Below are 19,495 nucleotides of genomic sequence, written 5' to 3' on the forward strand. Positions count from 1 at the left end.
CTCCCCTCCCCCCGTACCGCGAAGCCGTCGCGCATCCTGGTCGCTGACGACTCGACCTTCATGCGCCGCCTGCTCTCGCAGGCGCTGCGCGATGCGGGCTTCGACGTCGTCGGCCAGGCCGGCGACGGCGACGAGGCCCTCGCGCTGCACCGCGAGCTGCGCCCCGACGCCATGACGCTCGATCTCGCCATGCCCGGCATGGACGGGATCGGCGTCCTGCGCGCCCTGCGCGGGCAGCGCTCGTCGCTGCCGGTGGTCGTCGTGTCCGCGTTCTCGCCGGCCCACGGCGCCCGCGCCGTCGACGCCCTCGCCGAGGGCGCGTTCGACCTCGTGGCCAAGCCGGCCATGGGCGAGCCGCTCGAGGTCTTCGTGGCCGCGCTGCACGAGAAGGTCGCGGCCGCCGTCTCCTCCGCGGCGGGGGCGACCCTGCGCCGCGTGCCCGCCGCGACCGCCCCGGCGGCCGCACCGCCGCGCCGGGCCGTGCGCCCGTCGACGTCGAGCCGCATCGTCCTCATCGCCACCTCGACCGGCGGCCCGCGGGCCCTGGCCGAGCTCGTGCCCTCGCTGCCCAGCCCCCTGGGCGGCGGCGGCATGATCGTCCAGCACATGCCGCCGGGCTTCACCGCCTCGCTGGCCCAGCGCCTGGACCGCGGCGCCCGCCTGAACGTCATCGAGGCCCAGGGGGGCGAGCGCCTGACGCCCGACACCCTGCTGCTCGCCCCGGGCGGCAGCCACCTGCGCTTGGGCACCGACGGCGCGATGCGCCTCACCGACGAGGCCGCGATCGGCGGCCTGCGGCCCCGGGCGGACCTCACGATCGCCGACGCCGCCCAGGCCTTCGGCGAGCGCCTCGTGCTCGTCGTGATGACCGGCATGGGCAAGGACGGCCTGGCCGGCGCCCGCGACGTGCGGGCCCGCGGCGGGCGCATCCTCGCCGAGGCCGAGTCCAGCTGCACCGTCTACGGCATGCCGCGCGCGATCGTCGAGGCCCGGCTGGCCGACGACGTCCTGCCGCTCGGCGAGCTCGCCCACGCCATCGCCACCGAGGTCGGAGCATGACCCCCCACGCCCCCCGCGGCAGCGCGATCGACGCCGTCGAGGCCCTCGCCGTCGCCGTCCGCCGGCCGGCGGCCGAGGGTGGGCGGGCCCTCGTCTCCGACTACGAGCCCTTCTGCGAGGCGGTCCGCCGCCTGTGCGGCATCGACCTGCTGCAGTACAAGCGCGGCCAGATGGAGCGCCGGATCCGGTCCTTCGTCGCCACGCGCGGGGCGGCCGACCTCACGTCCTACACCGTGCAGCTCAAGGCCGACAAGTCCGAGCTCGAGCGGCTCCTGGACCGTGTCACCATCAACGTGTCCCAGCTCTGGCGCAACCCGGAGCAGTGGGCGGTCCTGGAGGAGCGCATCCTCCCCGACCTCGCGGCGAGCGCCCCCGGCGGCACGCCGCGGCTGAAGGCCTGGAGCGCGGGCTGCTCCTACGGCGCCGAGGCCTACACCCTGGCCGCCGTCGCCCGCCGGGCCCTGGGCCGCGCCCAGATCTCCATCCTGGGCACCGACATCGACGCCCGCATGGTCGCCCGCGCCCGCGCCGGCGTCTTCACGGCCGACGACGCCCGCGCCGCGCCGACGGCGACGCTGGCGGCGCACTTCTCGATGGTCGGCGGCGCCTGGCACGCCGGCGACGACCTCAAGCGCCTCGTGCGCTTCGAGGAGGGCGACCTGCTGCGGGTGCGCCCCGCGGCCGGCTCGTTCGACCTCGTGCTCTGCCGCAACACCGTCATCTACTTCAACGAGGACGTGCGCGACGACCTGCACGGCCGCCTGGCCCACAGCCTGCGGGCCGGCGGTCGCCTCGTCGTGGGTGCCACCGAGCGCGTCTCGCAGCCCGCCCGCCACGGCCTCGAGCCCGAGTCCCCCTTCGTCTATCGGAAGTCGTGATGGACACCTCCGAGTACCTCCCGATGTTCCTGGCCGAGTGCCGGGAGAACCTCCAGGAGCTCAACCTCGCCGTCGTGCGCCTCGAGGAGGCGCCCGAGGACCGCGAGACGATCGACTCGATCTTCCGCATCGCGCACTCGCTCAAGGGCATGGCCGCCACGATGGGCTTCGAGAGCATGGCGAAGCTCACCCACAAGATGGAGGACGTCTTCGAGCTGCTGCGCCAGCGCGGGACGGGCCTGACCGGCGCCGTCGTCGACGTCGTGCTGGCCTGCCTGGACGCGCTGGAGGCCGCCGTGGACTCCATCGACGCCGACGGCGCCGAGCACCTCGACCCCGCCGAGCTCGTCGGGCGCCTCGGCACCCTGGTCCGCGACCAGGACGATCCCGACGCGGCCGAGCCCGAGCCCGAGGCGCCGTCCGCTCCCCGGCTCGCCGAGGTCGGCGACGGGCGCGTCGTGCTCGAGCTGGCCGTCGTGCTGGCCGAGGACGTGCAGATGCCGGCCGTGCGGGCCTTCCAGGTGCTGGCCGGCGCGGCCGAGCACGGCGACGTGCTGCGCTCGTCCCCGACGGGGTCCGGCGTCGACACGTTCGACGGCCGCCTCGTCGAGATCCTGCTGGCCACCGAGCACGGGCTCGACGCCGTGGCCGCCGCGATCCGCGCCGTGCCCGACGTCGCCGAGGCCCGCGTGGCCGAGGCCGCCGCCGGCCCCGACGCCGAGCCCGGCGTGCTGACCGTCGTCGGCGACGCCCCCGTGGCCGGCGCCGCCGCGACCGCCGGCCCCGCGGGCGGCCGCCGCTCCGGCGGGCGCCAGACCGTCCGCGTCGACGCCGACCGCCTCGACCAGCTCATGCACCTCATGGGCGAGGTCGTCGTGCAGCGCACCCACATCGAGGCGCTCTCGGCCCAGGCCGAGGTGCCGGGGCTCAGTCAGGCCATGCAGGAGCTCACCCGCAGCTCGCAGGCGCTGCAGGCCATGGTCATGCAGATCCGCATGATCCCGATCGACGCCGTCCTCGTGCGCTTCCCGCGCCTGGTCCGCGACGTCGCCAGCCGCCTGGGCAAGCAGGTCGACCTCCAGCTCGTCGGCAAGGACACCGACCTGGACCGCACCGTCGTCGACGCCATCGGCGACCCGCTCGTCCACCTCATCCGCAACTCCCTCGACCACGGCCTGGAGTCGCCGGCCGAGCGGGTCGCCGCCGGCAAGCCGCCGACGGGCGTCCTGACGATCGCCGCCCGCCACGCCGGCGGCAGCATCGCGATCACGGTCTCCGACGACGGGCGCGGCATCGATCCCGCGCGCGTCGCGGCCGTCGCCGAGCGCCGCGGCCTCATCACGGCCGAGCAGGGGCGCCGGCTCGACGTGCGCGGCGCCATCGACCTGCTCTTCGCGCCCGGCTTCTCGACCTCCGACGAGGTCGGCGACCTGTCGGGCCGCGGCGTCGGCATGGACGCCGTGCGCGAGAAGATCCGCGAGCTGGGCGGCGAGGTCACCGTGACCTCGGTGCCCGGCCAGGGCACGTTCAACGAGATCCGCCTGCCGCTCACGCTGGCGATCGTCTCCGCCCTGCTCGTCGAGGCCGGCGGCCGCCCGTTCGGCATCCCGCTGCAGCGCGTCGAGCGCACGATGCGCCTCGACGACAACCCGGTGCGCTCCGTCGCCGGCCAGAGGATGCTCGTCCTCAAGGACGAGGCGCTGCCGCTGCGGCGGGCCAGCGAGATCTTCGGCCGGGCCGCCGGCGGCGGGGACGAGCCCGACACCCACGTCGTGATCGTCCGCGGGCCCGAGCGCAGCGTCGCGCTGTCGGTCTCGCGCCTGGTCGGCCAGCGCGAGCTCGTCGCCCGGCCGCTGCCGCCCAACCTCGCGCACGAGGCCGCGGTCTCGTGCGCGGCCGTGCTGTCGGACCGCTCGATCGTCCTGCTGGCCGACTGCGACGCCCTCATCCGCACCGCCCACTCCACCAAGGCCCGCGTCGATCGCGTCGCGCTGGCCGCCGTCTGACCGCCGAGGAACCCATGAACACCTACACCGACCTGCAGCTCGACGCGCTGCGCGAGCTCGCCAACATCGGGTCCGGCAACGCCGGCACCGCCCTGAGCCAGATGCTCGGGCGCTCCGTCGACATCTCCGTGCCGACGGCCGCCGTGCTCCCGCTGCCCGAGGCGGTCGCGATCGCCGGCGAGCCCGACGACCTGCGCTACGGCGTGGTCGTCCGGGTCCTCGGCGGCTTCGACGCGATCGTCCTGCTGCTCTTCCCCGAGGCCGACGCGCAGACCCTGTGCGGGATCTACGGCCTGGAGCTCGACACCCCCGACGGGTTCTCGCTGCTCGGCGAGGTCGGCAACATCCTGGGCACGAGCTACATCAACGTGCTGGCACGGATGACGTCCATGGCCCTCGAGCCCACCCCGCCCCAGCCGGTGCGGGACATGCTCGGCGCGATCCTGCAGACCGTCCTGGTCAGCCGCGGCGACATCGAGGGCGCGCTCGTCCTGGACTCGGCGCTCATGGTCGAGGGCGAGGAGTGCTCGCTCTCGTTCCTGATGCTCCCCGCCCACGGCGGGATCCGCCAGCTGCTGGAGCGTCTGGGACTCTAGATGGAGACCGTCGTCCGCATGGGCGAGGCCGCCGCCTCCTGCACGCCCGCCGACGTGCTGGCCTGCATCGGGCTGGGCTCCTGCATCGGCCTGGTGCTCGTCGACGCCCCCGGGGGGGTCGCGGCCCTGGCCCACGTCATGCTGCCCGAGGCGACGCAGGCCGACCCCGAGCAGCCGCCGCGCTTCGCCGACCTGGCGGTGCCGTTCCTGCTCGACCAGGCCGAGGCCCACGGTGCCCGGCGCGCCCGCGTCCGCGCCGTGCTCGTCGGCGGCGCGGCGATGTTCACCTTCGGCGGCGGGCAGGACATCGGCGCCCGCAACGAGGCCGCCGTCCGCGCCGGCCTGAGGGCGGCCGGGATCACCGTCGCGGCCGCGGCGACCGGCGGCAGCCGCGGGCGCACGGTCCGCGTGCACGTCGGCGAGCAGCCCTCGATCACGGTGCGCGAGGCCGGCGGCACCGACGAGCAGCTCTTCGGGGCCCGGCGCGAGGGGGTGGCGGCATGAGCGGCGGCTTCATGGACTCCGGCGAGATCGAGAAGCTCTTCCAGCGCGCCAGCGAGGGCGAGATGCCCGTCGAGCAGGAGACGCCCGCCGCGGGCCGGCGCTCCCGCTGGCTGCGGACGGTCGACTTCACGCGCCCGACGAAGTTCTCCACCGACCAGGAGCGCCGCATCCGCCGCGCGCTGGACACGTTCGCCGAGCGCGCCGCCACGCGGCTGGTCGCCGAGCACCGCACCTCCATCGAGCTCGAGGTCATCGACGTCGGGCAGTTCACATGGGCCAACGCGTTCTCCCAGGTCCCCGACGGTTCGGTGTTCGTCACGCTGGGCACGGCCCCGCACGACGGCCACCTGCTGCTGACGGCCGAGCTGCCCATCGTGCTCGTCACGCTGGAGGGCATGCTCGGCGGGCGCCCGGAGACCGCGTCGCGCGACCGCGCGCTGACCGACATCGACCTCATGGTCGTGCGCCGGCTGTTCGCCACGATCGTCGAGGCGCTGTCGTCGGTGTGGTTCGACACGGCCGAGATGACCCTCGACATCGCCGACGTCGACACCCAGCGCGAGACCGTGATGGTCGCCGCCGGCGCCGAGCCCACGCTCGCGCTGACGCTCGAGGCCCGCCTCGACGGCCTGGCCTCGACGATGTCGCTGCTCGTGCCCTACGCGACGATCGCCCCGGTCGCCTCGGCGTTCTCGCGCCACGAGGAGGAGGCGCCGGCCGCCGACCCGCGCACGAGGGCCGCCGTCACCCACGGCCTCAGCCTCGTCGACGTCTCCCTGCGGGCCGAGGTCGCCTCGACCACGCTGACGCTCGAGCAGGTCCTCGCGCTGGCGCCCGGCGACGTCGTCCGCCTCGACGCCGACGCCGACGCCGACGCCGAGGTCACGCTCTTCGCCGACCGCACGCCCCTGCATCGCGCACGCGGCGGCCGCAGCGGCACGCGCCGTGCCGTCCAGATCATCGCCCCCGTGGAGCCCGCCCCATGACGACCCACGGCCCGACCACGGAGATCACCATCGTCATGAGGTCCACCCGATGAACGCCGAGCAGGCCCTCCTGCACCTGGGCACCTCGACGGCCGAGGCCGTCCAGGGCGTCCTGCAGATGTTCAGCCCCGACGGCGTCTCGCCGGGCTCGGTCGACGTGCTGGCGCCCGGCGGGAGGCCGTTCGCCGGCGTCGCGCTACCCGCGATCGCCGCCGACGTGTCCTACGTCGACGGCGTCACCGGCGGCAACGTGATGGTCATCGGCGTCGAGGGCGCACGGCGCCTGGCCGCCGCGATGATGGGCGCCGACCCCAACGCCGTCGAGGCCGGAGGCGAGCTGTCCGAGCTCGAGTTCTCCGCCGTCGGAGAGGCGATGAACCAGATGATGTCGGCCGCCGCGCTGGCCTCCGGCGCCGTGCTCGGCGAGGCGGTCGAGATCGCGCCGCCCGACGTGCGGCACATCTCGTCACTGCACGACGGCGGCGGCCTCTGGGACCACGCGGGCCACGCGATCTCGGTCACCTTCACCTTCTGCGGCGCCCCCTGCCTCCTCGTGCAGCTCGTGCCCAACGCCTTCGTCGTGCGCATGACGCGCGCGCTGGACGGGATGACCGAGACCCACCACGACGACGCCCCGCTCAGCGACGTGCTGCGCGACGTCGAGGTGCGCGTCTGGGCCGAGCTGGGTCGCACGAAGATGTCGTCGGGGCGCGTCGTGGCGCTGCCCGGTGGGGCCGTCGTCGAGCTCGACCGCGAGGTCGACGCCCCGATCGACATCTTCGCCGACGGCATGCGCTTCGCCACCGGCCGGCTCGTCGTCACCGACGACGGCGGCCTCGCGATCCGGGTCGAGGAGATCCTCGGCCGGGGCGCGCCGCCCCCCTGCCCACCCGATTCGATTCCCACGGAGGTTGAAGTCTGATGGCACGTGTCCTGGTCGTGGATGACGCCGCGTTCATGCGGAAGATGGTCACCGACGTCGTGAGCGGCGGCGGTCACGACGTCGTCGGCGAGGCCGGCGACGGCGTCGAGGCGGTGGAGCGCTTCCGCGAGCTCCGTCCCGACGTGATCACCCTGGACATCACGATGCCCCAGAAGGACGGCCTGGCCGCCCTGAAGGACATCATCGCGGTGGACCCCGGCGCGAAGGTCGTGATGTGCTCGGCCCTGGGCCAGGAGTCCAAGGTCCTGGAATCGATCAAGCTCGGCGCGAAGGACTTCGTCGTCAAGCCGTTCGAGGCCGATCGCGTCCTGTCGGCGATCCAGAAGGCGCTCGGCTAGCACCCAGCGCACCGTGTCGCCCGGGCCGGGTGCCCGAAGTGTCCTCGGAGCTTCAGATGGCCTGAAGTCCGGCGGCGCGCGGCCGACGACAGTGAGTGAACGTCATGAAGGCCGCCACCGCCATCGGAATCGGGATCGCCGCCATCGCCATCATCATGGCGGGCATCATGGAGGGCGTCACGCCCACCGCGCTCCTGAACATCAACGCCCTCATCCTGGTGCTCGGTGGCACGGCCGGCGCAGTCTTCGGCGGCGTCGGGATGAAGCGCTTCATGGCCATCCCCAAGCTGTACATGAAGGCCATCCTCAGCCAACAGCCCAACCTCGCCGAGCGGGTCACGACGCTCGTCGCCTTCGCCGAGCGCGCCCGCAAGGACGGCCTGCTGGCGCTCGAGGAGGAGATCGAGGCCATCGAGGACCCGTTCACCCGCAAGGGCATGCAGCTCGTCGTCGACGGCACCGACCCCGACCTCCTGCGGGAGATCCTCGAGGCCGAGATCGACGCCATGGCCGCCCGGCACAAGCTCGGCTCGTCCGTCTTCGAGAAGGCCGGCGGGATCGCCCCGACGATCGGCGTGCTCGGGACCGTCGTCTCGCTCGTGCACGTGCTCGGCAACCTGTCGGCGCCCGAGACCCTGGGCCCGGCCATCTCCGGCGCGTTCATCGCCACGCTCTACGGCGTCGGCTCGGCCAACGTCGTGTACCTGCCCGTCTGCTACTCGCTGCAGATGATGTCGGCCAAGGAGGTCGACGAGCGCAGCCTCATCCTCGAGGGCGTGCTGGCCATCCAGGCCGGCGACAACCCGCGCATCGTCCAGCAGAAGCTGCTCAGCTACGTGGCCCCCGCCGAGCGTCTCGAGGTCGAGGGCGGCGGCAAGGCCGACCTGAAGGCCGTCGCCGAGCCGGCCGCCGAGGCGGCATAGGTCGGGCGGATGGCCGCCCACGGCAAGAAGAAGCGCCATGACGACCATGGCGAGCACCCCGACGAGCGCTGGCTGGTCACCTACGCCGACCTGATGACGCTGCTCGTGGCGCTGTTCATGGTGCTCTTCTCGATCTCCTCGGTCAACAAGTCCAAGTTCGAGTCGATCCAGCGGTCGCTGCAGGACGCCTTCTCCGGGCGGATCCTGCCCGGCGGCAAGTCGATCAAGGACGCCGGCGGCAGCGCGAACATCGTCAACCCCTCGGTCGCGGCGCCCAGGTCGAGCCTGGAGCCCTACGTGGGCGGCCGGCCCAAGAACGCGTCCAGCACCGGCGGCGCGGCCAAGGAGCAGAAGGACTTCCAGAAGGTCAAGGCCCAGATCGACGCCTACGTCGCCAAGAAGGGCCTGTCGGGCAAGGTCAAGACCGAGATCACCGACGACGGCCTGCTCATCCGGCTGCTGACCGACAACCTGCTCTTCGACAGCGGCTCGGCGGTGCCGCGGGCCGGCTCCGACGGCCTGCTCACCGAGCTCGCGGGCACCCTGGCCGCCGAGGGCGACCACCAGCTCGTGGTCTCCGGCAACACCGACACGGTGCCGATCCACTCCGGGCGCTACACCGACAACCTCGACCTGTCCACGGCGCGCGCGGGCGCGGTCGTGCGGATCTTCGCCCAGCACGGCGTCTCGCCCGCGCGGATGACCGCCGCCGGCCGCGGCCAGTACAACCCCGTCGCGCCCAACACGACCGCGGGCGGACGCAGCCTCAACCGCCGCGTGGAGATCCTCGTGCCGCGCACCGCGGCGGCCGCCACCTCGTCCTCCTCGGCGGGGGCGACGACGATCCCCTCGATCAAGCCCGACCTGACCCCGACAAAGCCCTGATGTCCAAGATCAAGATCATCCTGCCCGTCCTGCTCATCGCGCTCGGCGGGGTCTACAAGTTCGTGCTCGCCAGGCCCGCGCCCGTGCCCAAGCCGCACATCGCCGGCGAGGTGTACGTCCTGCCCAAGGACTTCCTCATCAACCTCAAGGGCGGGCGCTTCGCGAAGCTCAGCGTCGCGCTCGTGCTCAAGGAGGGCTTCGTCGCGGCCGCGCCCGCCCACGGCGAGGCCGCCGCAGCGCCGCCCACGGGCTACGGCGTGCTGGCCCAGGAGGCCGTCGTGCGCTCCATCATCACCGATGGCCTGACCGACGTCTCCGCGGCGCGCCTGCAGCGCGAGGCCTCGCGGGTCAGGCTCCAGAAGGCGATCCTCAAGACGATCACCAAGGAGACCGACGTCAAGGTCGACGACGTGCTCTTCACCGACGTCGCCATCCAGTAGTGACCCTCAGGAGCCCGCAATGAGCGATCTCGAGTTCAGCCCCCTCGGCGGGGACCCGGCCGCCGGCCTGCAGCCGGTGGGCGACGCCGACCTCAGCCGCCTGACCGACGTCACCGTGGAGCTCACGGTCGAGGTCGGCCGCACGAACATGTCGCTCGGCGAGACGATGAGCCTCGGCCCGGGGTCGGTCGTCACGCTGGACCGCCTGGCCGACAAGCCCGTGGACCTGCTCGTCAACGGGCGCCCGATCGCCCGCGGCGAGGTCGTGGTCATCGACGAGCAGTTCGGCCTGCGCATCACCGAGGTCGTCGGGGCCGAGCGTCCCGGGGCCTCCGCGCCCGTGGCCTTCACGCCGCAGCCCGTCGGCGAGCTGCCGCCCGCCGAGGCCGCCTAGCGGGCCTGCAGACGGGCCCTGGTTCGGTCTCGAACGACCGTCGGCCCGCGGGACTCAAGTCGAACGGCGTGACGCCGATCTAAGGGACTGGCTGGTCGCCCTCCCGACCTACCGAGTCCCTCCAGTGAAGCCCCATCGCCTGCTCACGGCCGCCTGCGCGGCCGCACTCCTCTGCGTCCTGCTCGCCCCGGCCACCGTGCTGGCGGCCACGAGCAAGGACCCCTACGGCGAGAAGACGCCGTTGAACCTGCCCGCCGACTCCGGCGGAGCGGCGCACGCCAGCGTCGGCGGCGGCACCGGCGGCTCGCTGGCCCGCACGTTCATCGGCCTGGCCGTGGTCGTCGCCGTCATCTACGGCCTCACCTGGGTCCTGCGCCAGCTCAAGGCCTCCAAGGCGGAGCGCTCCCACGGCGTGGGCCTCAGCACGGAGGCCAGCATGCCCCTCGGCCCCGGGCGCTCCGTGCACCTCATCCGCGCCGGCCGCGAGCTCGTGCTCGTCGGCAGCGCCGAGCACGGCATCATGCCGATCCGCACCTACACAGAGGACGAGGCGCGGTCGCTCGGGCTGCTGGCCCCGACCCAGCTCGAGGCCGGCGACGTGATCGACGCCACGACCGGCGGCCCCGCCGCCCTGGCCCGGGCCCGCATCGGCGACGTCCTGGACCGCCTGCGCGATCGGACCGCGCGGTGATCGCGCTGACCACCGCCCAGAACGGGCTGTCGACCGACGGCGGCAATGCCGTCCAGCTGCTCGTCCTCGTCGGCGCCGTCACGCTGGTCCCCGCCCTGCTGTTCTGCGTCACCGGGTTCTCGCGGATCCTGATCGTGCTGGGCTTCATCCGGACCGGGCTGGGCACGCCGACCGCGCCGCCCAACCAGGTCCTGATCGGCATCGCGCTCTTCCTCACCATCTTCGTCATGGCGCCGACCTTCACCAAGGTCAAGACGGACGCCATCGACCCGCTGAGCCGGCACCAGATCACGCAGACCGAGGCGCTGCAGCGTGGGCAGCTGCCGCTGCGCGAGTTCATGTTCCGCCAGACGCGCACGAAGGACCTGGCGCTGTTCGTGAAGCTCTCCAAGCGCCCGCGGCCGAAGACCCGCGCCGACGTCCCGACCTACGTCCTGATCCCGGCGTTCATCATCTCCGAGCTCAAGACGGCGTTCCAGATCGGCTTCCTGATCTTCCTGCCGTTCCTGGTCATCGACCTCGTCGTGAGCTCCACCTTGATGTCCATGGGCATGATGATGCTGCCCCCGGTCTTCATCTCGCTCCCGTTCAAGATCCTCCTCTTCGTCCTCGTCGACGGATGGGACCTCGTCATCAAATCGCTCGTGGAGTCCTTTCACTGATGGACCAGGACGTCGTCGTCTCCCTCGCGACCCAGGCCATGAGCCTGGCGCTCAAGCTCGCCCTGCCGCTGCTGGGCGTCGGCCTCGTCGTCGGCGTGCTCATCTCGATCGTCCAGGCGGTGACCCAGATCCAGGAGCAGACGCTGTCGTTCATCCCCAAGGTCCTGGCCATGGCCGTGGTCCTGGTGGTGGGCGGCCCGTGGATGCTCAACCAGCTGTTGTCCTACACGGCCGAGCTGTGGTCGTCGATCCCGAACATGGTGGGGTAGGTGGGACCGCAGCTCCAGGTCGGTGCGCAGCAGCTGATCGCCGAGTTCGGCGAGCAGCGCGTGCTCGCGTTCTTCCTGGTGCTCGCGCGCACCTCCCCCCTGTTCCTGCTCGCGCCGCTGTTCTCGAGCAAGATGGTGCCGGCGCGCGTCCGAGGCGTCCTCGCCGTGGGCCTGGCGATCGGCCTGTCACCCGTGGTCACCGCCGGGCACGCGGTGCTGCCCACCGACGTCCTGGGCATCGGGACGCTGCTGTTCAAGGAGATCCTCGTCGGCTCGGCCTTCGCCTTCGCCCTGGCGGCCACGTTCGCCGCCCTCGCCGTGGCGGGATCGTTCCTGGACACGTCGATCGGCTTCTCCTACGGCGGGCTCGTCGATCCGGTCAACGGCAACCAGTCCGCCGTGCTCAGCACGACCTACAGCATGATCGGGTTGATGGTGTTCATCGCCATCGACGGCGACGGATGGGTCATCCGCGGCCTGGCCCGCACCTACGATGTCGTCGGCCTGCTGCAGTACCCGTCGCTGGCCCACCTGCTCAGCGGGGCCACCGCGGCGTTCACCGGCATCTTCGCCAGCGCGATCCAGGTGGCCGGGCCGGTGCTGCTCGCGCTGACGCTCACCGACGCCGCGTTCGGCGTCGTCAGCCGGGTCGTGCCCCAGCTCAACGTCTTCCAGGTCGGCATCCCGGCCAAGGTCATCGTCGGCCTGCTGCTCATCGGCGCCACGATGCCGTTCGTCGCAGGCTGGCTCTCGGGCCAGCTGCAGGCCGATGTCGGCGCCGCGCTCAACACCCTGCGGGTGGGCTGATCCATGGCGGGTGAGAAGACCGAGAAGGCGACGCCCAAGCGCCGCGAGGAGGCGCGCAAGAAGGGGCAGGTCCCCAAGTCGCACGACCTCAACGGCGCCGTGATCATGCTCGTGGGCATCTTCACGCTCGGCCTCACGGGCCCCGGGATCGCCCAGCGGCTCGGCGACGGCCTGACCTCCGCGCTGCAGGCCGGCTCGGGCCGCGACCCGGTGACGATCTCCACCGTCGGCGACCTGTTCATGAGCTCCGGGCGCTCGGCCGCCCTGGCGCTAGCGCCGGTCCTCGGCGCCTGCGCGCTGGCCGCGATCGTCATCTCGGTCCTGCAGGTCGGCATCAGGCCCAAGACCGGCGCCCTGAAGCCCGATCCCAAGCGGCTGAACCCGGTCACGGGCTTCAAGAACATCTACGGCAAGAACAGCCTCGTCGAGCTCGTCAAGAACCTCGTGAAGATCTCGGTCGTGGCGACCATCGTGCTCAGCGCGGTGCTGCCGCACCTCGGCGACTGGGCGGCCATGGTCGGCATGTCGCCCTACCAGCTGGCCGGCGCCATGGCGGCGCAGGTCAAGTCGATCTTCCTGCGGGCCGGCCTGGCCTACCTGCTCATCGGCGTTATCGACGCCGTCTACCAGCGCTTCCGCCACGAGAAGGGCATGCGCATGGACAAGCAGGAGGTCAAGGAGGAGGCCAAGCAGCAGGACCTGCCGCCCGAGGTCCGCGGGGCGATCCGCCGGCGCCAGCGCGAGGCCGCGCGCGCCCGCATGATGGCCGCCGTCCCCGAGGCCGACGTCATCGTCACCAACCCCACGCACTACTCCGTCGCCCTGAAGTACGACGGGGCCTCGGCGGCCCCGCAGGTCATCGCCAAGGGCAAGGACATCGTCGCGCTGCGCATCCGCGAGATCGCGGCCGAGCACGACATCCCGATCGTCCCCGACCCGCCGCTGGCGCGCTCGCTGCACGCCTCCGTCGAGGTCGGTGAGGAGATCCCCGAAGAGCTCTTCCAGGCCGTGGCTCAGATCCTGGCCTACGTCTACCGCGTCGCCGGCCGCCGCCGGCTGGCGTCCTAGAGGACACCGTGCAAGGCATGCTCAGCAAGCTCGGCAGGTACACCGACCTGATCGCCGCCGGCGTCGTGGTCCTGGTCGTGGTGATGTTGATCATCCCGCTGCCGCCCGTCCTGCTCGACCTCCTCATCACCCTCAACATCTCCTGCGCCCTGGCCATCGTGGTCACCACGATGTACGTGCAGAAGGCGCTGGACTTCTCCGTCTTCCCGTCGCTGCTGCTGATCACGACGCTGTTCCGCCTGGCGATCAACGTCAGCGTGACGCGGCTCATCCTGCTGCACGGCGACGCGGGCGGGGTCGTCACCGCGTTCGGGCACTTCGTCGTCGGCGGCAACGTGGTCGTCGGCCTCGTCGTCTTCCTCATCCTCATCGTCATCCAGTTCGTCGTCGTCACCAACGGCGCGGGGCGCGTGGCCGAGGTCGGCGCCCGCTTCACCCTGGACGCCATGCCCGGCAAGCAGATGGCGATCGACGCCGACCTCAACGCCGGTCAGATCACCGACGAGCAGGCGCGCCAGCGCCGCGCCGAGATCGCCCAGGAGGCCGACTTCTACGGCGCGATGGACGGCGCCTCGAAGTTCGTCAAGGGCGACGCGATGGCCGCCGTGCTCATCACGATGATCAACCTGCTCGGCGGCATCGTGGTCGGCGTGCTGATGCAGAAGCGCTCGTTCGGCGACGCCGTGCAGCACTTCTCGCTGCTGTCGGTCGGCGACGGCCTGGCTGCGCAGATCCCCGCACTGCTGATCTCCGTCGCCACGGGCATCATCGTCACGCGTGCCGCGAGCACCGAGGACCTCGGGTCGCAGGTCGTCGGCCAGATCGGCGCCCAGCGCCGCGCCCCGCAGGTCGCCGGCGCGGTCATCGCCGCGTTCGCGCTGGTCCCGGGCCTGCCCAAGATCCCCTTCCTGGTCATCGGCGCGGCGTTCTTCTTCGGGGGACGCGCGATGAGCCGCAACGCCGACGCCGCGGCGGCCACCGCCGCCGAGGCCGCCGCGATGCAGGCCGCGCTGCCCCCGCCGGTCGCCTCGCCGCGCGACCAGGTCCAGGACGCGCTGTCGCTCGACCCGCTGGAGCTGTGCATCGGCTTCGGCCTCGTCCCGCTCGTCGACGGCTCCTCGGGCGGCTCGCTGCTGCAGCGCGTCTCGGCCGTGCGCCGTCAGATCGCGGCGGAGGTCGGCACGATCATCCCGTCGGTCCGCATCCACGACGAGGTCGGCCTCCAGAGCCACGAGTACCTCATCAAGGTCCGCGGCACCGAGGTGGCGCGCGGCCAGATCATGGCCGGCCACCAGCTCGCGCTGGACCCGGGCGACGCCGTCGGGCGGCTGGAGGGCATCCCGACGACCGACCCGGCCTACGGCATGGCGGCGGTGTGGATCACCGACGCCGGGCGCGCCGAGGCCGAGGCGCTGGGCTACACGGTCGTCGACGCCGAGAGCGTCGTCGTCACGCACCTGACCGAGACGATCCGCCGCCACACGGCCGACCTGCTCACCCGCCAGGACGTGCGGACGCTGCTCGACACGCTCAAGGAGCACAACGCCGCGGTCGTCGACGAGGTCATTCCCGACCTCCTGTCGGTCGGCGAGCTGCAACGCGTCCTGCAGGCGCTGCTGCGCGAGGGCGTGTCGATCCGCGACCTCGGCGCCGTCGTCGAGGCCTCGGGGGATCGCGCCCGCGTCACCCGCGACCCCGAGCTCCTGGCCGAGTACGCCAGGCAGGCGCTGGGCCGCACGATCGTCTCGCCCTACATCGACGCCGAGCGCACGCTGCGCGCGATCACGCTGGACCCCCACCTCGAGCAGGAGGTCTCCGACGCCATCGCCCAGACCCCCGACGGGGAGTACCTCGCGATGGATCCCACCCGCGCGCAGGCATTGGTGCATTCTCTGTCGAACCATGTCGAGCAGGCCGTCGCCCGCGGGCGTCGTCCGGTGCTGATCTGCTCCTCTCGCGTGCGGCGGCACCTCCGGCGACTCTGCGAGCAGGCCCTGCCCCAGCTCTCGGTCTGCGCGTACAACGAGATCGCGCCCGGGATCGGTGTGGAGACGATCGGAGTGGTGGCCCTATGACGATGGATGACGGCAGGACGCGATGACCCCGCAGCACCAGGAGACCTACACCTACCGCGGACGCTCGCTGGAGGAGCTCGTCCCCCGCATCCGCTCCGAGCTCGGCGACGACGCCGTGATCGTGGCGCGCCGGGAGACCAGCAGCGGTGGCGTCGGCGGGTTCTTCGCACGGCGCGAGATCGAGATCGAGGTGCGCCCCGGCGGCGAGACCTCGCCCGAGGTCGCCCGGGCGTTCGCCCACCAGCTCGCGCAGGCGCACGAGCGCCAGCAGGGCGGCCTCCTGGACGACCCGCCGGTCCCGCCGGCGCGGCCCGCCACGGGCCCGCAGGTCGACGCGCTGCCCTCGTCGGCCGACGTCACCGTCGACGACCTCTTCCCCTCGCCGGCCTCGCAGTCCCATGGCCTCGCGGCGCTCTTCAACGCCGGGGTCGCCGAGCCGCCGCCCCCGCCGCCGGCGGAGCGCCGGCCCGAGCCCGCCGCGGAGGCGGAGCCCGAGCCGGAGCCGTGGCACGAGCCCGAGCCCGCGTTCGAGCCCGAGGCGCCGGCCGCCGAGCCCGTCGCCGAGCAGCCCACCGGCGTGTTCGACTACCTCGGCGTCGGCGACGTCGCCGCCGAGGCCGAGCCGGAGCCGGAGCCGGAGGCCGCCACGCCCGAGCCCGTCGCAGCCGAGCCCGTGACGCCGGCACCCGAGCCGGCCCCGGCGTTCGTGCCCGAGCCCACCGTGGCGCCTGTGCAGCACGGGCCGCGCCCGCTGCCCGAGCCCGCCCGCGCGGCCGTCGAGCAGATGGTCGGCCGCGGCCTGCGCCGCGGGCTCGCCGAGGCGGTCGCCGAGGAGGCCATGTCCGGCCTGGCGCCGCTGCTGCCCGACGCCGACCCCAAGGACCTCGTCGTCGCCGCCCTGGCGCGCCGCATCCCCGTGCACCCGCTGCGCCCCGGCCCCGGGGTCGTCGGGTTCGTGGGCTCCGGCGGCGCGGGCAAGACGCGCTGCGTCGCGCGGCTGGCCGCCGCCCACGCCCGCCACGGCGCCGTCCCCGTCACGGTGCTGTCGCTGCGCTCGCCCGACGCGGGCGCCGAGCTGCTGCGCCTGCTGGCGCCCTACGACGTCACGCTGCACACCGTCGAGTCCGGCGCGGAGGGCGCCGGGCTCATCGCCGGCCTGCGTGGCCAGGGCCTCGTCATCGTCGACACGCCGGGCGTCAGCCCGCGGTCGGCGGCCGAGCTGCGCGCCCTGGGCGACGAGCTCCGCGCGCTGGCGCCCGACGAGCTGCACCTCACGGTGTCGGCGACGATCGGGCCCGACGCGGCCCGGGAGCTCGTCGGCGGCGTCCGCGAGCTCGGCGTGGGGGCCGTCGCGGTCACCCACACCGACGAGACCGAGATGCTCGGCACGGTCATCGGCCTGGCCGTGGACTGCAACCTGCCGCTGTCCTACCTGGCCCGCGGCCAGGCCGTCGAGGCCGGGCTGCGCCCCGCATCGCCGGCCGAGCTGGCCGCCGACCTGGTCCCGTGACCGCCGGCGGGCTCAGGGTCGGGCGGCCAGCCGCCGATGAAGAGGGTGTGACCCGCCCGGTCCCCACATCCGTCGCGGTGCCCCGAGGGGCCCGCTAGCCATGGCCAGGAAGGCCAAGGCCGATCCCGGCGCCGGCGAGGCCGGCAGCGGCATCACGCTGACCCGGCACCCCAAGGCCCGGCGCCAGATCGCCATGGCCAAGGGCTGGGGCGGGCTGCTGGCCTTCGCCGTCGTCGTCCACCTCTCCAGCAAGGCGGGGCTGCCGACGGTCAACGCCGTGCTGCGCGGCCTGCTCGGCGGCCTGGCCGGCTACGTCGTGGCGTGGGTCATCGCCGTCAACGTCTGGCGCCATCTCGCGCTGGCCGAGCTCGAGGCGCTGCGCCGCCGCGTGGTGGAGTCGATGGAGGCCCAGGCCCAGGCCGCGGCCGCCGCCACCGGCGCGGTCGTCAAGCACGACGGCTCCCGCTCGTCCGGCGACCCGGTCGCCCAGGGCTGACCCCTCGGAGAGGCTGACCGGTGGACCGCATCGAGCCCATCCGGCCCCAGCCGCCCGCCGCGCGCCCGATCCCCGCGATCCGCCGCACGGCGCGCCCCGGCGAGGAGTCCCGCCCCGACCCCGACGAGGGCCGCCGCAGGCGCCGCCGGCCGCCGCCCCCGCCGCCGCAGCCGCCCGACGACGGGCGCCCGCACGTCGACGTGACCGTGTAGGCCCGCGCCGCCCGCGGCGCACCGTCCACCCACCGCTGGACGGATCTCAAGATGGCCCGCGGCGGCGCCGATCATCGGGGTGCAGGAAGGAGCGACATGGAGTCGCTCCGGGACGAACACTCACACAACGTCATCAAGGAGATCGACGATGTCCCTTCGTATCACGCAGAACGTGGAGGCCTTCAACGCCTACCGCCACCTGAACAACACCTCCGCCCAGGTCTCGAAGTCGATGGCGCGTCTGTCGTCGGGCTACCGGATCAACAGCGCGGCCGACGATGCGGCCGGGCTGGGCATCTCCGAGCAGATGCGCTCGCAGATCCGCGGTCTGGCCCAGGCGCAGCGCAACATCCAGGACGGCGTGTCCATGGTGCAGACCGCAGAGGGCAACCTCGACGAGGTCCACAGCATGCTGCAGCGCGTCCGTGAGCTGGCCGTGCAGTACAAGAACGGCACGCTCGACACCAACGCCAAGACGTCGATCGAGAACGAGGTCAACCAGCTGGCGTCCGAGATCAGCCGCATCGGCTCCTCGGCCCAGTTCAACGGCACCAACCTGCTGAGCGGCACCTCCACGGTGTCCTTCCAGGTCGGCGCCAACGACGGTCAGCAGATCGGTGTGACCCTGGTCAACCTGTCGACCGAGGTCGGCACCTCGTACTCCAACCTGGCCGGCGGTGCCACGATCTCCGACATCGACGCGGCGATCACCAACGTCAGCACGGCTCGCGCCAAGTTCGGCGCGGTCCAGAACCGGCTCGATCACTCGCTGGCCGTCGCGGGCTCCTACCAGGAGAACCTGACCGCGGCCGAGTCGCGGATCCGCGACGTCGACATGGCGGACGAGATGGTGTCGCTGACCAAGAACCAGATCCTCACGCAGGCCGGCACGGCCATGCTCTCGCAGGCCAACCAGGCCCCGCAGAGCGTGCTCCGCCTCCTGCAGTAAGGACCGAGGATCACCGTCCGGCCGGGGCAGCGCGACCGGCAGGACACCCGGCATCGGAGGGCGGCCCATGGGCCGCCCTCCCGTCGTCGGCCTGACCGGCGCCGCTGAAGGATCGGCGGCCCGGGCCGATCACCGTGGCGATGAGCGTCGACGCCGTCATGCTCCGGATCGCCGAGCTGCAGCAGGGCCTGCAGCCGTCGACCCCTGCGAGCGACGGCGCCGCCGCGCCGGCGTCGACGTTCTCGGCGCTGCTGGCCGGCCAGGCCGGGACGACCGCGTCCGCGGCCCTGCTGCCGACCGCCTCCGCCGCCGGGCAGACGGCCGGCCAGCGCGCCCTGGCCGCCGCGCAGGGCGAGGTCGGCGTGGCCGAGCAGCCTCCGGGCTCCAACGACGCGCCGCGGATCGCTCAGTACCGCCAGGCCACCGCCGGCAGCGGCATCGGCCCGTGGTGCGCCTACTTCGTCTCCTGGGCCGCCCAGCAGGCCGGCACGCCGCTCGGCGAGGCCGGCCAGGGCTTCGGCTCGGTCGGCGCCGTCGCCTCCTGGGCCCAGCGCACCGGGCGCTGGAACCCCGCCGGCAGCGGTACGCCGCCGCAGGCCGGCGACCTCATCGTCTGGGGCGGGCACCACATCGGCATCGTGGAGTCCGTCGACCCCGACGGGTCGATCCACACCATCGAGGGCAACTCCTCCAACGCGGTCACGCGCCGCACCCACGGCGCCGACGGCGACGGCGCCAGCGGCTTCGTGCGGCTCGGGTGACCTGCGGGCCTCAAGCGCCCGCGCGCACGACCGATCGTCCGGA

At 73.1% G+C, this 19,495-nt stretch carries 23 protein-coding genes; all 23 read left to right on the forward strand.

What is annotated here, in order from left to right:
• Window positions 1-60 precede the first annotated feature (60 nt).
• The 23 genes from FSW04_RS04090 to FSW04_RS04200 all read left to right on the forward strand — a co-directional run bounded on the left by FSW04_RS04090 (window position 61) and on the right by FSW04_RS04200 (window position 19,452).
• Window positions 61-1,059, forward strand: a complete 999-nt coding sequence (locus FSW04_RS04090) for a chemotaxis protein CheB (protein ID WP_146916541.1) — start codon at window positions 61-63, stop codon at window positions 1,057-1,059.
• The gene (locus FSW04_RS04095; protein ID WP_146916543.1) at window positions 1,056-1,937 is read left to right on the forward strand and encodes a CheR family methyltransferase; all 882 of its coding nucleotides are present in this window, start codon (window positions 1,056-1,058) and stop codon (window positions 1,935-1,937) included. The genes FSW04_RS04090 and FSW04_RS04095 overlap by 4 nt, the downstream gene beginning before the upstream one ends.
• The gene (locus FSW04_RS04100; protein ID WP_146916546.1) at window positions 1,937-3,943 is read left to right on the forward strand and encodes a chemotaxis protein CheA; all 2,007 of its coding nucleotides are present in this window, start codon (window positions 1,937-1,939) and stop codon (window positions 3,941-3,943) included. The genes FSW04_RS04095 and FSW04_RS04100 overlap by 1 nt, the downstream gene beginning before the upstream one ends.
• Before the next feature lie 14 nt (window positions 3,944-3,957).
• Window positions 3,958-4,539 (forward strand): chemotaxis protein CheC, encoded by a 582-nt coding sequence (locus FSW04_RS04105; protein ID WP_146916548.1) that lies wholly within the window; start codon window positions 3,958-3,960, stop codon window positions 4,537-4,539.
• On the forward strand, window positions 4,540-5,043 hold the full coding sequence (locus FSW04_RS04110; RefSeq protein WP_146916550.1) for a chemotaxis protein CheD: 504 nt from the start codon (window positions 4,540-4,542) through the stop codon (window positions 5,041-5,043).
• Complete coding sequence (locus tag FSW04_RS04115) at window positions 5,040-6,029, forward strand: flagellar motor switch protein FliM (protein WP_146916552.1); 990 nt, start codon at window positions 5,040-5,042, stop codon at window positions 6,027-6,029. Before FSW04_RS04110 ends, FSW04_RS04115 begins: the two co-directional genes overlap by 4 nt.
• A gap of 49 nt (window positions 6,030-6,078) precedes the next feature.
• Entirely contained in the window at window positions 6,079-6,951 is an 873-nt protein-coding gene (locus tag FSW04_RS04120; RefSeq protein ID WP_146916554.1) for a FliM/FliN family flagellar motor switch protein, read from the forward strand.
• Window positions 6,951-7,310, forward strand: a complete 360-nt coding sequence (locus FSW04_RS04125; protein WP_407652977.1) for a response regulator — start codon at window positions 6,951-6,953, stop codon at window positions 7,308-7,310. Before FSW04_RS04120 ends, FSW04_RS04125 begins: the two co-directional genes overlap by 1 nt.
• Before the next feature lie 104 nt (window positions 7,311-7,414).
• Window positions 7,415-8,233, forward strand: a complete 819-nt coding sequence (locus tag FSW04_RS04130) for a motility protein A (RefSeq protein ID WP_146916558.1) — start codon at window positions 7,415-7,417, stop codon at window positions 8,231-8,233.
• A 9-nt stretch (window positions 8,234-8,242) separates the two neighbouring features.
• Window positions 8,243-9,118 carry a flagellar motor protein MotB gene (locus tag FSW04_RS04135; protein ID WP_146916560.1) on the forward strand — a complete coding sequence of 292 codons (876 nt, stop codon included), beginning with the start codon at window positions 8,243-8,245 and terminating at the stop codon, window positions 9,116-9,118.
• Entirely contained in the window at window positions 9,118-9,558 is a 441-nt protein-coding gene (locus FSW04_RS04140; protein ID WP_146916562.1) for a flagellar basal body-associated FliL family protein, read from the forward strand. Before FSW04_RS04135 ends, FSW04_RS04140 begins: the two co-directional genes overlap by 1 nt.
• A 19-nt stretch (window positions 9,559-9,577) precedes the next feature.
• Entirely contained in the window at window positions 9,578-9,952 is a 375-nt protein-coding gene (gene fliN, locus FSW04_RS04145; protein WP_146916564.1) for a flagellar motor switch protein FliN, read from the forward strand.
• A gap of 124 nt (window positions 9,953-10,076) precedes the next feature.
• The gene (locus FSW04_RS04150) at window positions 10,077-10,643 is read left to right on the forward strand and encodes a FliO/MopB family protein (RefSeq protein ID WP_146916566.1); all 567 of its coding nucleotides are present in this window, start codon (window positions 10,077-10,079) and stop codon (window positions 10,641-10,643) included.
• Complete coding sequence (gene fliP / locus FSW04_RS04155) at window positions 10,640-11,305, forward strand: flagellar type III secretion system pore protein FliP (protein ID WP_228430874.1); 666 nt, start codon at window positions 10,640-10,642, stop codon at window positions 11,303-11,305. Before FSW04_RS04150 ends, fliP begins: the two co-directional genes overlap by 4 nt.
• Window positions 11,305-11,574, forward strand: a complete 270-nt coding sequence (fliQ, locus tag FSW04_RS04160; protein WP_146916568.1) for a flagellar biosynthesis protein FliQ — start codon at window positions 11,305-11,307, stop codon at window positions 11,572-11,574. The genes fliP and fliQ overlap by 1 nt, the downstream gene beginning before the upstream one ends.
• On the forward strand, window positions 11,575-12,381 hold the full coding sequence (locus FSW04_RS04165; RefSeq protein WP_146916570.1) for a flagellar biosynthetic protein FliR: 807 nt from the start codon (window positions 11,575-11,577) through the stop codon (window positions 12,379-12,381). It begins immediately after the preceding gene.
• Between the two features lie 3 nt (window positions 12,382-12,384).
• Window positions 12,385-13,449 (forward strand): flagellar biosynthesis protein FlhB, encoded by a 1,065-nt coding sequence (gene flhB, locus FSW04_RS04170; protein ID WP_146916573.1) that lies wholly within the window; start codon window positions 12,385-12,387, stop codon window positions 13,447-13,449.
• Window positions 13,450-13,466: 17 nt separating this feature from the next.
• Window positions 13,467-15,524, forward strand: coding sequence for a flagellar biosynthesis protein FlhA (gene flhA, locus FSW04_RS04175; protein ID WP_146916575.1), 2,058 nt, complete (start codon window positions 13,467-13,469; stop codon window positions 15,522-15,524).
• A 22-nt stretch (window positions 15,525-15,546) separates the two neighbouring features.
• On the forward strand, window positions 15,547-17,034 hold the full coding sequence (locus FSW04_RS04180; RefSeq protein ID WP_146916577.1) for a hypothetical protein: 1,488 nt from the start codon (window positions 15,547-15,549) through the stop codon (window positions 17,032-17,034).
• Window positions 17,035-17,134: 100 nt separating this feature from the next.
• On the forward strand, window positions 17,135-17,530 hold the full coding sequence (locus FSW04_RS04185; RefSeq protein ID WP_146916579.1) for a hypothetical protein: 396 nt from the start codon (window positions 17,135-17,137) through the stop codon (window positions 17,528-17,530).
• Between the two features lie 20 nt (window positions 17,531-17,550).
• Window positions 17,551-17,742, forward strand: a complete 192-nt coding sequence (locus FSW04_RS04190) for a hypothetical protein (RefSeq protein ID WP_146916581.1) — start codon at window positions 17,551-17,553, stop codon at window positions 17,740-17,742.
• A 148-nt stretch (window positions 17,743-17,890) separates the two neighbouring features.
• Window positions 17,891-18,691: a flagellin N-terminal helical domain-containing protein gene (locus FSW04_RS04195; RefSeq protein ID WP_146916583.1), complete on the forward strand. Its 801-nt coding sequence runs from the start codon at window positions 17,891-17,893 to the stop codon at window positions 18,689-18,691.
• A 140-nt stretch (window positions 18,692-18,831) separates the two neighbouring features.
• Entirely contained in the window at window positions 18,832-19,452 is a 621-nt protein-coding gene (locus FSW04_RS04200; protein WP_146916585.1) for a CHAP domain-containing protein, read from the forward strand.
• Window positions 19,453-19,495 lie beyond the last annotated feature (43 nt).

It is taken from the genome of Baekduia soli (assembly GCF_007970665.1).
GTDB classification, from domain to species: domain Bacteria; phylum Actinomycetota; class Thermoleophilia; order Solirubrobacterales; family Solirubrobacteraceae; genus Baekduia; species Baekduia soli.

Bases quoted from the DNA above. Each gene is read 5' to 3' on its own strand.
- FSW04_RS04130 (WP_146916558.1), top strand. From the start codon at position 7,415: ATGAAGGCCGCCACCGCCATCGGAATCGGGATCGCCGCCATCGCCATC.
- FSW04_RS04100 (WP_146916546.1), top strand. From the start codon at position 1,937: ATGGACACCTCCGAGTACCTCCCGATGTTCCTGGCCGAGTGCCGGGAG.
- FSW04_RS04140 (WP_146916562.1), top strand. From the start codon at position 9,118: ATGTCCAAGATCAAGATCATCCTGCCCGTCCTGCTCATCGCGCTCGGC.
- FSW04_RS04180 (WP_146916577.1), top strand. From the start codon at position 15,547: ATGACCCCGCAGCACCAGGAGACCTACACCTACCGCGGACGCTCGCTG.
- fliN (WP_146916564.1), top strand. From the start codon at position 9,578: ATGAGCGATCTCGAGTTCAGCCCCCTCGGCGGGGACCCGGCCGCCGGC.
- FSW04_RS04105 (WP_146916548.1), top strand. From the start codon at position 3,958: ATGAACACCTACACCGACCTGCAGCTCGACGCGCTGCGCGAGCTCGCC.
- FSW04_RS04200 (WP_146916585.1), top strand. From the start codon at position 18,832: ATGAGCGTCGACGCCGTCATGCTCCGGATCGCCGAGCTGCAGCAGGGC.
- FSW04_RS04120 (WP_146916554.1), top strand. From the start codon at position 6,079: ATGAACGCCGAGCAGGCCCTCCTGCACCTGGGCACCTCGACGGCCGAG.
- FSW04_RS04195 (WP_146916583.1), top strand. From the start codon at position 17,891: ATGTCCCTTCGTATCACGCAGAACGTGGAGGCCTTCAACGCCTACCGC.
- FSW04_RS04110 (WP_146916550.1), top strand. From the start codon at position 4,540: ATGGAGACCGTCGTCCGCATGGGCGAGGCCGCCGCCTCCTGCACGCCC.
- fliQ (WP_146916568.1), top strand. From the start codon at position 11,305: ATGGACCAGGACGTCGTCGTCTCCCTCGCGACCCAGGCCATGAGCCTG.
- FSW04_RS04095 (WP_146916543.1), top strand. From the start codon at position 1,056: ATGACCCCCCACGCCCCCCGCGGCAGCGCGATCGACGCCGTCGAGGCC.
- FSW04_RS04090 (WP_146916541.1), top strand. From the start codon at position 61: ATGCGCCGCCTGCTCTCGCAGGCGCTGCGCGATGCGGGCTTCGACGTC.
- flhB (WP_146916573.1), top strand. From the start codon at position 12,385: ATGGCGGGTGAGAAGACCGAGAAGGCGACGCCCAAGCGCCGCGAGGAG.
- FSW04_RS04135 (WP_146916560.1), top strand. From the start codon at position 8,243: ATGGCCGCCCACGGCAAGAAGAAGCGCCATGACGACCATGGCGAGCAC.
- FSW04_RS04115 (WP_146916552.1), top strand. From the start codon at position 5,040: ATGAGCGGCGGCTTCATGGACTCCGGCGAGATCGAGAAGCTCTTCCAG.
- FSW04_RS04125 (WP_407652977.1), top strand. From the start codon at position 6,951: ATGGCACGTGTCCTGGTCGTGGATGACGCCGCGTTCATGCGGAAGATG.
- FSW04_RS04185 (WP_146916579.1), top strand. From the start codon at position 17,135: ATGGCCAGGAAGGCCAAGGCCGATCCCGGCGCCGGCGAGGCCGGCAGC.
- flhA (WP_146916575.1), top strand. From the start codon at position 13,467: ATGCTCAGCAAGCTCGGCAGGTACACCGACCTGATCGCCGCCGGCGTC.